This is a genomic window from Arthrobacter sedimenti (assembly GCF_042652025.1).
Taxonomy (GTDB): domain Bacteria; phylum Actinomycetota; class Actinomycetes; order Actinomycetales; family Micrococcaceae; genus Arthrobacter; species Arthrobacter sedimenti.
Genome location: NZ_JBHSDQ010000002.1, coordinates 368,828 through 381,001, shown reverse-complemented (window position 1 = coordinate 381,001; position 12,174 = coordinate 368,828). Strand labels below are relative to the sequence as shown.

Genomic DNA, 12,174 nt, shown 5'->3' with positions numbered 1-12,174 from the left:
GCAAGCCTACCGAACCCCTGCAAGCCCTGCGATGGGGACAACTGCCCGCAGGCTGCCGGAACTTCCGGTGTCAGCAATGCGGTGCTCCCAGCGATGCAGGGTCCGCAAGCGTGGTGTGGCCGGCGATGACGTACCGGCCGACGTTGCGGGCCGATCCCGATTCCACGCGCCACCAGCGGACTATGCCGTTGCCGGACCAGTTATCGCTCTGGTCGATGTAGCACGCCACCATGATGCGGTCCTGGTCCGCCTTGTAGAACCACGGCGGGCTGTCAGCGTTGACTCCATCACAGTCGAAGTAGGGACTTGGCCGGTAGTTGGACCCGCCCAGTGTGAACGTACAGCTCCGGACGAAGTTGGGGTCGGAAGTCTTGATCCTGGTTTCCCAGAGCCCCTGCTTGCCCGCGTTGGCGCTGGCCGTGACCACTGCGCTGCCGGTACCCATGGAGTTGAAGGTCTGGACGGCGATGGTGACGGTGTCCCCGAAGTTTGCCGTGTTGACAGTCCTGCTGCCGGAGGGGGCAACGCTCTCCCACCCGCCGTTGTTGATCCTGATCTTGGTCTGCGCCACATCGTTGGTGCTGGTGGACGGTGAGGACCAGTTGAGGGTGGCCGACTTCTGGTTGACAGCTCCGTCCTGCCCGGAAGCCGAGGGCGTGCCCGGGGATCCGTAGGGCGTGGTGGTGGCGGGTGCACTGCTGTCCGAGCTCGGCGCCACCGTGGAGTTGGCGATCACGGTGATGCTGACGGGGGTGCCGTTGCTGAAGCCGCTGATGATCTGCCCGGGTGTGATGGGCCCACGGGCGCCGTTGCTGGCGTTGTACGTGTAGCTGACTTCGTTCTCGGCGGAGCCGTTGCGTTCCGCCGCGGTCAGCCTGCGGAAGTCCACCGTCACGGCGCGGCCCGCTCCCCCGGTGTTCGCCGGCGTGGCCGTGACACCGGAGACCGGAGACAGCTTGCCGGTGGCACGGCGGGGTGCCGAGGGCGGACTGACCGCTCCCTTGCCGGCCTTGTTCTCCGCCTGCACCGTAAAGGTATAGGCGGCCTCGGAGTTATTGGCGGTGAAGTTGGCAGTCCGGACGTTGCCCGGGACAGCCTGCGTCTGGTCCGCGGCGTTGCCGCCGCTCATGGTGACGTAGTAGGTGCTGATGGGGTCGCCGTTGGTGTTGGGTTCTGCCCATGACACCCTGAGCTGGTTCTGGGTGCCCACGGATGATGCGACGGCGGATGACGGGGCGGCAGGTGCCGCCGGAACGCCGGCCGGGTTGTCTTCGGCCGAATAGGTCCCCCAGTCGGAGGGGCCGAGCTCGTTGACAGCCTGCGCGCGCACCTTGTACTTCACGCCGTTGGTGAGGCCGGTCCAGGTGTAGTTCAGCCCGGCGACCTCGTTCTTGACCGCAACTCCACTGGCCGGCGGTGGGGAAATCTCCAGGTTGTAGTGTTTCACCGGCGAGCCCTCGGACTTGGCCGCGGGCCAGGTGACCGCCATGGTCTTGTCGCCGGCTTTGACCGTGGGCGCCTCAGGCGGCGAAGGTTTTTCGTCGGGCCGGATCTCGTTGGACTGCGGTGAAGCCTGCGAGTCCCCCACTTCATTGGTGGCCAGGACCGTGAACACGTACTTCACATTGTTGGTGAGCCCGCTTAACGTGCAGGTGGTGGTGGGGCACTTCTGTTCGAAGCCGTTGTTCGAACGGACGGTGTACCCGGTGATCGGGGCGCCGTTGTCCGAGGGCGGCGCCCACTTGAGCACGGCGGTGCGGCTGCGGACGTCGGTGGCGCTGGGCGCCGATGGTGCGTCGGGTTTGCCGCGGACGGTGAGCCGCAGGCGTCCGTCGACCTGGCGGGACAGGTCGCCCGTCTTGTCGGCGATTGTGTAGCGGACCACCATGACGCCCTTGTATCCGTCAGCCGGGGTAACACTGATGCTGTCTCCTGCTACCGCCGGCTGCCCGGCCGCGGCCCCCGTCTCCACGGTGGCGCCAACGATCCGCAGGGGTGTGTCCGCGAACGGATTGAAGTCGTTGGCCAGGACATTCACCTGTTCCGTCTTGCCGGCGTTGGCTTTGTCCACCACGTCATCGTTGGCCACCGGCAGGGGCCGGTTGGAGGCGACATGGCGGGCCGTGATCGTGGCGCCCACTGCGGGTGACCTGCCGTCGGTGACCTTCACCTGGATGTTTCCGGTGACGCCGATGCCAAGGGAACCGTCGGCAGTAATGGCGAGCGTGGCGCCGTCGACCTTTGCGTTGAACCCGGCGGGAAGCGTTCCGTCCAGTTCGAAGCGGAGGTTGTCTTTGTCCCTTTCGTCCACGTCCTTGGCCAGTCCGGCAAGATCAATCGTTGCCGTTTCGGCTTTCGGGACATCCACGGAGGTGCCACTGAAGGTGGGCGGGTGGTTGGCGTTGGGGTCCGGGATCACCTTGGTGATGATCACCAGCGTGGCTTTCAGGCCGTCGCCGTCGTCCGGTCCGGAGCCGTCCGTCACTTCGAAGGTGATGGAGCCGGGGCCCACATAATCGGGTTTCGCGGTGTAGCGCAGGGCCTTGCCGTCGGACTGGATGACGCCCTCCGGTGAACCGCCCTGGACCCGGACGGAATCAGCCACAGTGACCCTGGCGGTACGGCCGTTGCGGACCCGGACGTATTCGGCGAGGTCCAGGGTGATGTCCTTGCCGGACATGACTTCCACCGGCTCCGTTTTGGCCAGGGTGGGGTACTGCGCGCCCTGGCCGGGGATCCACATGAGGGCCGTGGAGGTCAGGCCGTCAACGTCGGTCACCGTGTAGGGAATGAGCTGGTCCTCCGGGGTCAGCGTCACCACGACGTTGCCGGAGCCGCCCACGCGGGCATTGGGGTTGCCGTCGGGCAGGCTGATGTTGAGGTCTGCGGCCACGCCGTCGGCATCGGAGTCGTTCTTCAGGACGGGGACATCCACTGCGGTCTTGCCAAGGGTTTCGGCAACCGTCACCCGGTCATCCTTGGCCACGGGACGTTTGAGCTCCGCGTCAGGGCTGGTGCGGATCCGGATCACGGCACTGGCGGAGGCCTTCTTGTCGTCCTGGATGCGATAGCTGATGCTTTCATTGCCTGCGGCCGCGGGTGCGGTGAAGAGTACCTTGGCTCCGTCCGTGGCCTCGACCTGCAGTTCGGGTGCGGCCTCGAACCCGTCGGAAACCAGGCTGAGGGGATCGCCGTCGGGGTCTGAATCGTTGGCCACGGCCTCCACGGCCACTTTGCGGCCGGGCCGAACGTCGACGGCGTCGTCCACGGCGATGGGTTTTTGGTTGTTGGCTTCCGGCGGGGCGATGCCCACAATGACGGTGCCGGTGTTCTCGGCGCCGATCCGGTCGCGGACGCGGTAGGTAAAGCTGTCGGTGCCTGCGGCATCTCCCGCGGCGGTGAATTCCAGGTAGCCGTCCCGGACCACGGCTGTTCCCATGGCGGGCGCCTTGTCGATGCCGATGAGCTGGACGGAGTCGCCGTCGGCGTCGATGCCGTCCAGGGGCACCGGTACCTTGACTGTCATCCCAGCCACCACCCGGGCGGTCAGGTTACGGGGCTCGGGCCGGGTGTTCCGGTCGTCGTCGCGGGCCCGGATGCGGATGGTGACCTGCTGGGAGTCCACCTGGCCGGACGCGTTTTGCACCTTGTAGATGGCGTAGACGGTCTTAGCCTCGGGTCCGGCGATGAACCGGAGCTGGTCGCCTGCCACGAACATGCGGCCGTCAGCGGCGTCCGGCTGCTGGGCAAGATCGGGCAGGAGTGTGAGTTTGGAGCCGTTGGGATCTGTGTCGTTGGCCAGGACAGGGATGCTGACGACGTCGTTTACCCGGACCGTGGCTTCGTCCGGCTTTGCCTGGGGTGCCTGGAGCTTGGCCGGCGCGGGAACCATCAGCACCGAGATCTCTCCGGTAGCGGAGGAGCGGCCGTTGGAAACGGTGTAGCGGACAGTCAATTGGCCTTCTGCGCGGAGGTCGGTGATCCTCACTACGGAGTGGTCGAGCACCGCGACACTCACCGGCAGCCCGGCGTCGGCCGTCACGGACTGCACCACCAGGACGCCGCCCGAGGGGTCGGAGTCGTTGCCAAGGACGTCCACCAGGACGTCGCCGCCGGTGGGCAGCAGCGCCGTATCGCGGACGGCAACGGGCGCTCCCTCATCGGTGCCCGGCACCACGTCCACGCGTACCAGCTGCTGGGCACTGGCGGGGCCGTTGGTCGCCAGGTAGGTGACGTAGTGCGCCCCGATCGTGCGGGAGTTGAACGTGAAGGTCTGCTGGTCCGGGTTGAGGGTGGCAGAGGATTCAGCGTCGGGACTGGCCTGGGCAAGCCGCAAAGTCCCGCCCTGGGGATCGGAATCGTTCTTCAACGGGGTGATCACCGTGTCGGTACCGGCAACTGCCACCACATGGTCGGCGTTGGCAACGGGCGGCAGGGCGCCAGGGCTCCTGACGTCCACGGTGACCTTGCCCTCGGCAGTGGATTGTCCGTCCGAGACCGACACGGTCAGGACCTTCCGGCCGGGACCGGAGCCGGAATCCTGGAAGGTCAGCTGGCCGTCGGGCCGGATGCGGGCCTGGTCCAGGGGGTCGCTGCTGGTCACGGACACGGCGAACAGGTCGTCGCCGTCGGGGTCCATCCAGTCCGGAAGGATGTTTTGCGCCACGGCTTTGGCTGTTTGGACCACCAACGTGGTGTTCCGGTTGGGCTTTTGCCGCGGCGGGGTGTTGGTGCCGGGCGGAACGATGTTGAGGGTGATGTCCGCCGAGGCGGAGAGGCCGCGGCCGTCGTCCACCGTGTACTTGAAGGTCTCGCTGCCTGTCTTGTCTGCGGGCACGGCGATCTGCAGTCCCGTGGACCCGTAAATGGGTGACACGGCACCGGACTTGACCCCTTCGGGGGTACGAACGGTGAGGACGTCGCCGTCGGGGTCGGAGTCGTTGTCCAGCACGGGCAGGATGGTTGTCTTTCCAGCGCGGATGCCGAACTGGTCCGGTTTGGCCACCGGGGCATTGTTGGGCTTGGTGCGGTCCGGCAGGACGGTCTGCTGGACTTCGTCGGCGGAGTCCTTGTCGGCGTCGTCGGAGGTTTCCTTGGGCGGGATGACGTCGTCCCAGTTGTTGACCAGCTGCATGTTCTGGTTCACCAACCACACATTCCCGGAGTTCACATCGTTCAGGACCACCAGGTCCCGGTTCACCCGAAAAACATACGACGGCGACGCACTCGCCTTGGGCACGTCCACCTTCTTATCGTCCCCATCATTGGTGCAATCCCGCACATACTTGTTCGCACCCGACCACGCCGCATGCACACACCCACCCAACTGCACCGGCGCAGCAGGCACACCCTCACCATCAAAGCCCACCGTCTTCGCCGTACCGCCATCCAACGGCTGCTCCAACAACGCCTTCCGCGTCGCCACCGCCACAACATCACTACCCGGCCCCGCCTGCTGAAGCTTCGCCTCCCGCGCGTCCTCCAACGCCAACTTCTTACCGCCGGGCAAAAACAGGTTCCCCGCCGCAGCATCCAACACCACCGGCCGGTCCCCCACCACCGTCATCTGCAAATCCCCGGCACCCTTAAGCCCATCCCAAACACTGGACTCCGAGGACGTCACCGCACCATCAGCATCCACCCCCGTCACCGTCACCGCCCCGGTCTTCGGATCCGCAGAATAAATCCGGTCATCAGAACCAACAGCCGACACAATCCCCGCCGAGCCCACCATCACCGGCTCCGACGCTTCCTTGTCAAAACCATTCACCGTGGACGGCGACACCGCCCACACCTTCCCCGACGCCGCATCCGTCACCGAAATCGTCCGCGCACCAAAACTCACATCCGCCGCCCCCGGCAACTGCTTATCCCCACCAAGACGCATATTCGCCGGCGACACCTGATTCAACGTCGAACCAGTCTCATCATCAACAAACACCTCACCGGCATGCTGCAACACATCAAACGTCGTCGACGCCGGAGTCACCGCACCATCCAACACCCGCGACGGATAATTCAACCGCCCCACAGCATTCTTCGACTTCGACACCACCCACACGCCACCGTCATTCAACTCCACCTCAGTGGTCTTAAACCCCGGATACAACACAGCACCCGTCACCACCACAGCCACCACAGCACCAAACGCAGTACCCGGGAACCACCGCGGGCGCGAAAACCGGCGCTTGGGCATGCCGGTAACAGTGCTTTGGGCGCGCGTTTGTCCCCGACGTTTCATTCGTTGAATCTCCCCAGATTTCAGGCTCACAGCCGGATTCCGGCTTCCGTGGAAGCCGGGCAGCACAACAGTACCGCTAATTCCCCAACAAGTGGATAAATGGTTACAAGGACACCGGCAACACCGCAAACAGCGGATTCACCATGGCCTAGTCCAGCACCAGGCCCTTGCCGCGGCCGCGGGTAAGGCGTACCGGGTTGATCTCGCCGAACCCGCGGACGTTTTCGGGGTCCTGCGGGATCAGCACGAACCGCTCGTCGTGCTCCAGTGCAGAGGCGGTCATGGAGTCCACCAGGACGGTGCCGGGATCGGCGAGGGTGGTCAGGCGTGCTGCGAGGTTGACGGTGGGTCCGTAGATGTCACCAAGGCGCGACAGGATCCTGCCCCAGACCATGGCCACCCGGGCTTCCGGGAGGATCTCGTCCTCGGTGAAGGCCTCGGCGAGTGCCAGGGAGATCTCGGCGCCGGCCGCAGGGGTTTCAGCGATATAGAGGACTTCGTCGCCCACGGTCTTGACCAGCCGTCCGCCGCCCACGGAGATGATCTCGGCGCACTTGTTCTCGAAGCGCTGGACCAGCCGTGCGAGCGTTTTTTCGTTCATCCGGCGGGACAGGCTGGTGTAGGAAACCAGGTCCGCGAAGCCCACGGCGCGGGCCAGGGGCAGCGGCGCGTCGTCCTCGTCGCCTTCCCGGCCTTCTTCGCTCGCCTGCAGGCCGGCCTCGGCGCGGACGGCGAGCCGCTGGACGCCGGCATTGAGCTGGCGCCGCCAGGAGTAGACCAGGACTTCCTCGAGCGCGTCCACCAGCGCCGGGAGCTCGTTGACCAGCCGCTTGCGGGCCACCGCATCCGTAACGCCCTGTTCGTGGACCATGTCCTCCACCAGGGCCTCGATCTGCCAGACCACCATCCGGTCGGTCATCTGCCCGATCGAACGGGTGACCGAAATGGCTGCCTCCTCCGTGAGCTTGCCGGCGCGGACCAGGTCCACCACGGTGGACAGGGCTGCCTGGTCGCGCTCGGTGAAGGCAACGTCCTCGTCGCCGAAGTTCGGGAAACCCAGGGCGCGCCAGAGTTTGCGGGCGGAGAGCAGGGAGAGGCCCGCGCCGGCGGCAACTTCACGACGGCGGAGCTTGCGTTCCCCGCCCAGCAGGCGCGACTCGAGTGCCTTCATGGCCAGGCGTTCGGCGGACATGGCGCCGGTGGGCGGGTGCCGGTCGACGGCGGGCATGACCGGATCGAGGGCGGGCCCGGCTTCCGACGGGTCGGCGGAGGAGCCGGCGCGAAAATCAGAAGCGGCAGGCTGATAGGCGGCGGATTCAAAAGCGGCAGGATCAAAGGCGGCGGTGCCGGGTGCGATGCTGTCGACGCGTTCCTGCTGGTCCTCATCGGTCATCCCGTCCACCTTCTCTCATATCCTCCGGAAACGCACCGGCGGGGTAATACGTCGCGCCGCCCGGCTGGGCTCCGCTTTCATCCGGCAATTCCCCGATGGCATCGAGGATAAAGTCGCGGAACCTTGCAACCTCAGGCACGTCGCGAAAGGTCACCACGCCCTGGTACCCGGTTTCCAAGGATATATTCCCGGAGCGCACCAGTCGCTGCGGCACGGATTCGTGGACCGTCAGATTACGGACGGCAGCGAGGTTCACCTGCTGGTCCCGCCGGTTCAGCAGACCGTACCGGGCCACCATCCGCTGGCTCGTCAGCGTGTAGCGCGTGCCCTGCCAGCGGAGCAGCCTGGGCAGGCAGTAGCCCAGCCATACCGCTGCGGCCGCGAGGACACAGGCGGTGACGAGCCACGGCGTCCACTGGCGGCCGAGCGCGGGGGCCAGGCGCGCGGCGCCGCCGCGGGTAATCCAGGCGCTGGCATAGGCGGCCAGCGCCGGGGCCAGTACGAAGGCCACGGCAGCCCCGGCCAGCCTCCTGGGCTGCGGGCGGGTTGTGACGATGACCTGCTCCCCGGGAACGAGGGTTTTACGCATAACCGCCTTGGTCCGGTGCATCCGGCGCTGTCCATGGCCGCAGGTGCACCACGTCCCCGGCAGTCACCACGTGCTCGCGCCCGTCGCGGTCCAGCACCAGCAGCGAGCCGTAGTCGTCCAGCCGGGAGGCATGTCCGATGATCTCGTGGTCGCCGGGAAGCTGGGCGCGCACCTGCTTGCCCAGCGTGACCATGACGGCCTCCACCCTCTTGTGCAGGGACGGCCCGCCCGCCAAGCCTGCTGTGGGGTCGCCGTCGGCATTGCAGAAACTGCGGTACAGGACCGCAAAGTGGGACAGGTAGCTCTTCAGCAGCGCGGTGCGGTCGGTGGTGCGGCCACCTTCGAGGCCCACGGAGGTAGCGGTGGGAACGGGCAGTTCGCTTTCGCGCAGGGTGACGTTCAGGCCCGTGCCCAGAATGACGGGGGGCACGTTGCCGTCCGCCATCGGTCCAAGCTGCGCCAGGATGCCGGCGATCTTCCTGCCGCGCACCAAGACGTCATTAGGCCATTTGAGCTCGGCCGGGATGCCGGCGGTTTCCAGGAGGGTCTCGCGCAGCGCGAGGGCTGCGATCAGGGAGAGCCAGGAGTAGCTCTGGGTAGGCAACGGCCGTCCGTCCGCGTTGACCGGGCGCAGGACCACCGAGACGGACACCGAACTCAGCGGCGGAGCTTCCCAGTGCCGTTCCAGCCGGCCCCTGGCTGCAGTCTGATACTCGGCAGTCAGGACGGAGAGGTCAGGCCAGTCCGCCGGATCCACCGTGGCACCGCGCAGGAGGTCCGCGTTGGTGGAGCCGGTTGAGTCAACCACGTCGATCCGGGGTATCCCGGTGGCGGACAGGAAACGCTGGTCTGCCAGGTCCCCTCGGTTCAAGGGGGTGCCCGGTGCGTGTGCGTCGTCCATACCTAAATCCTACCGAGCGCAGTACCGCGCCGGTGGCGTCGTTACAGGAAGATGTCCCGAACCAACTGGTCCTCGGGCGCTCCAAGGGTGTAGGGGCGGAAGTCCGTCACGCCTGCAGCGGCAAGGACCTGCTCGTCCGTGTAGAAGTTGCCCGACGGCGGGGCACCGGCACCAAGGTTGGCTCCGGTCAGGACGGCGTGGGCGGCGTCGGCCATGATCTGCGGGCCGCGCGCGGCCATGACCATGGTTTCGCCGTGGGGCATGTTGCGGATGGCCGCGGTATCGATCAGGGTGCACGGCCACAGGGAGTTGACCCGGATCCCGTCCGCCTTCAGCTCCTCGGCCAGGCCCAGCGTAGTCAGGCTCATCCCGTATTTGGCCATGGTGTACGCAAGGTGCTTCCCCGCCCAGGAGGGGTGCAGGTTCAGCGGCGGTGAGAGGGTGAGGATGTGGCCCTGTTCCGAGGCACGGAGCGCCGGCAGAGCCAGCTTTGACAGCAGGAAGGTGCCGCGGACGTTGATGTCCTGCATCAGGTCGTACTTTTTCATGTCGACGGTGTCAGTGGTGGACAGGTCGATGGCTGAGGCATTGTTGATGACGACGTCGATGCCGCCAAACCGCTCCAGCGCCGCATCCACGGCACCGGCCACGTCTTCATCCCTGCGCACGTCCCCTACCAGGGGCAGCGCCTGTCCGCCCGCCGCCACCAGTTCCTCGGCAGCGGTGTAGACGGTGCCCTCCAGCTTGGGATGGGGCTCCCCCGTCTTGGCCAGGAGGACGATGTTGGCGCCGTCGCGGGCCGCCCTTTTAGCAATGGCGAGCCCGATTCCGCGGCTGCCGCCGGAGATCAGGATGGTCCGTCCGGCCAGGGAACCTGCCGCCCGGTATGGGCTGTCGGGAGCATGCAAAGCATCGTCGCTTGAGGTCATGGGACCACTGTAGCCCAACTAAGTTACCGGCTAGTAACATTGTTGAGTGGTTGTTGGATCCTCAGAAAATTGTAGGTTCCCTACAGCTGTGGGCGCCCAAAGCGTCACTAGACTTGCCAGCAGGGTTCGTCTTTTGTGTGGATGCTACTTAAAGCACCGCACAGCCTGACGCGCCAGCCAACGGAATTGACCTGCTACAGAGCCGGAGACACTTGATGAGCCACGATCTGACAACGACAGCGGGAAAGATTGCCGATTTCCGCGACCGCCAGGCGCGCGCCGAACAGCCCTCCGGCCCCGAAGCCATTGAAAAGCAGCATGCCCGGGGCAAGAACACTGCCCGCGAGCGGATTGCGCTGCTGCTGGACGAGGACTCGTTCGTTGAGTTCGACGCCCTGGCGGTCCACCGCTCCACCGCCTTTGGCATGGAAAAGAAGAAGCCGCTGGGCGACGGCCTGGTCTCCGGCTACGGCACCGTGGATGGACGGCTCGTTGCCGTCTACAGCCAGGACTTCACCGTCTATGGTGGATCGCTGAGCCAGGTGAACGGCGAAAAGATCGTCAAGGTCCAGGAGTTCGCGCTCCGGAATGGTTGCCCCGTCGTCGGAATCCTCGACGGCGGCGGCGCCCGCATCCAGGAAGGCGTGGCCTCGCTGGCCATGTTCGCGGACATCTTCCGGAACAACGTCCATGCCAGCGGCGTGGTACCGCAGATCTCCCTCATCATGGGCCCCTCCGCCGGCGGTGCGGCCTACTCCCCCGCCCTCACGGATTATGTGGTGATGGTGGACAAGACCTCGCATATGTTCATCACCGGCCCGGACGTCATCAAGACCGTCACCGGCGAGGACGTTGACATGGAAACACTGGGCGGCGCCCGGCAGCACAACGCCACCACCGGAACGTCCACCTATCTGGCCTCGGACGAAACCGACGCCATCGAGTTCGTGCGCGAACTGCTGGACTTCCTTCCCTCCAACAACCTCTCCGAGGCACCCGTAATGGGGCACCAGCAGGAGTTGGAGATCGACGACGACGACCTCGCCCTGGACGCGCTGGTCCCGGACTCGGCCAACCAGCCCTACGACATGCGCGCCGTGGTGGAACAGATCGTGGACGATGGCCACTTCCTGGAGATGCAGGCGCTGTACGCCCCCAACGTGATGATCGGGTACGGCCGGGTGGAGGGGCACACTGTTGGCATCGTGGCCAACCAGCCGCTGCAGTTCGCCGGCACCCTGGACATCGCCGCATCAGAAAAGGCCGCCCGCTTCGTGCGCCACTGCGACGCCTTCAACATCCCCATCATCACCCTGGTGGACGTTCCCGGGTTCCTTCCCGGCAAGGACCAGGAGTTCCAGGGCATCATCCGCCGCGGCGCCAAGCTTCTCTACGCCTACGCCGAGGCCACCGTCCCCAAACTGACCGTCATCACCCGAAAGGCCTACGGCGGCGCCTACATCGTCATGGGCTCCAAGAAGCTCGGCGCAGACCTGAACCTGGCCTGGCCCACGGCGCAGATTGGTGTCATGGGTGCGCAGGGCGCAGTGAACATCCTGTACCGGCGCGACCTCGCGGCAGTCGCCCAGGACGGCGGCGACGTTGAGGCCCGCCGCGCAGAGGTGATCCGGCAGTACGAGGAAGAACTCCTCAACCCCTACCAGGCTGCCGAACTGGGCTACGTGGACGCGGTCATCGCCCCCTCGGACACCCGCATCCAAATCATCAAGGCATTGCGGGCGCTGCGCGATAAACGGGCCAGCCTCCCCGCCAAGAAGCACGGGAACATCCCGCTGTGATCCCCACCGGCCCCGCTGAGGAAAACCTGCCGACCGCTCCGCTGCTCTCTGTTGTCAAAGGACAGCCGAACGCCGAGGAACTGGCCGCGCTGACCGCCGTCGTGCTTTCCCTGGGCGGGGAAAGCCCTGCACCGGCCAAGACGCCCAGCGTGCGGCACTGGGTGCGGCGGCAGCAGCTGCGGCTCGCGCCCACGCCGGGCCCGGGCGCTTGGAAACGCAGCCACGGCGGGGCGTAGTCCCCACCCCCTCCCTAACCTCGCTTCGCTCGGCCAGGGACCCTCGGCGGAGTGGGCCCATACACCCGCGGGGCATGCTGACGTTG

The 12,174-nt window shown here is 66.1% G+C and carries 7 protein-coding genes; 2 read left to right on the top strand and 5 right to left on the bottom strand.

Going from position 1 to position 12,174, the window contains the following annotated elements; all coding sequences use genetic code 11:
- Positions 1–70: 70 nt before the first annotated feature.
- The 5 genes from ACFO0G_RS07010 to ACFO0G_RS06990 form a co-directional block, all read right to left on the bottom strand.
- A complete protein-coding gene (locus tag ACFO0G_RS07010) occupies positions 71–6,196 on the bottom strand; it encodes an Ig-like domain-containing protein (RefSeq protein WP_465251109.1) in 6,126 nt (2,041 codons plus the stop codon).
- 193 nt (positions 6,197–6,389) lie between these two features.
- Positions 6,390–7,634 (bottom strand): adenylate/guanylate cyclase domain-containing protein, encoded by a 1,245-nt coding sequence (locus ACFO0G_RS07005; protein ID WP_376976886.1) that lies wholly within the window; start codon positions 7,632–7,634, stop codon positions 6,390–6,392.
- On the bottom strand, positions 7,624–8,223 hold the full coding sequence (locus ACFO0G_RS07000) for a PH domain-containing protein (protein WP_286402953.1): 600 nt from the start codon (positions 8,221–8,223) through the stop codon (positions 7,624–7,626). The genes ACFO0G_RS07005 and ACFO0G_RS07000 overlap by 11 nt, the downstream gene beginning before the upstream one ends.
- Entirely contained in the window at positions 8,216–9,124 is a 909-nt protein-coding gene (locus ACFO0G_RS06995) for a biotin--[acetyl-CoA-carboxylase] ligase (RefSeq protein ID WP_286402951.1), read from the bottom strand. The genes ACFO0G_RS07000 and ACFO0G_RS06995 overlap by 8 nt, the downstream gene beginning before the upstream one ends.
- Before the next feature lie 41 nt (positions 9,125–9,165).
- Complete coding sequence (locus tag ACFO0G_RS06990; RefSeq protein WP_286402950.1) at positions 9,166–10,053, bottom strand: SDR family oxidoreductase; 888 nt, start codon at positions 10,051–10,053, stop codon at positions 9,166–9,168.
- Between the two features lie 215 nt (positions 10,054–10,268).
- Between ACFO0G_RS06990 and ACFO0G_RS06985 the strand changes: the two genes are divergently transcribed.
- Entirely contained in the window at positions 10,269–11,852 is a 1,584-nt protein-coding gene (locus tag ACFO0G_RS06985) for an acyl-CoA carboxylase subunit beta (RefSeq protein ID WP_286402949.1), read from the top strand.
- Positions 11,849–12,088 (top strand): acyl-CoA carboxylase subunit epsilon, encoded by a 240-nt coding sequence (locus ACFO0G_RS06980; RefSeq protein ID WP_286402948.1) that lies wholly within the window; start codon positions 11,849–11,851, stop codon positions 12,086–12,088. The genes ACFO0G_RS06985 and ACFO0G_RS06980 overlap by 4 nt, the downstream gene beginning before the upstream one ends.
- Positions 12,089–12,174: the final 86 nt, after the last annotated feature.

Excerpts from the sequence above, each read along its gene's own strand:
- ACFO0G_RS07010 (WP_465251109.1), bottom strand. The coding sequence starts at position 6,196 with ATGCCCAAGCGCCGGTTTTCGCGCCCGCGGTGGTTCCCGGGTACTGCG.
- ACFO0G_RS07005 (WP_376976886.1), bottom strand. The coding sequence starts at position 7,634 with ATGACCGATGAGGACCAGCAGGAACGCGTCGACAGCATCGCACCCGGC.
- ACFO0G_RS07000 (WP_286402953.1), bottom strand. The coding sequence starts at position 8,223 with ATGCGTAAAACCCTCGTTCCCGGGGAGCAGGTCATCGTCACAACCCGC.
- ACFO0G_RS06995 (WP_286402951.1), bottom strand. The coding sequence starts at position 9,124 with ATGGACGACGCACACGCACCGGGCACCCCCTTGAACCGAGGGGACCTG.
- ACFO0G_RS06990 (WP_286402950.1), bottom strand. The coding sequence starts at position 10,053 with ATGACCTCAAGCGACGATGCTTTGCATGCTCCCGACAGCCCATACCGG.
- ACFO0G_RS06985 (WP_286402949.1), top strand. The coding sequence starts at position 10,269 with ATGAGCCACGATCTGACAACGACAGCGGGAAAGATTGCCGATTTCCGC.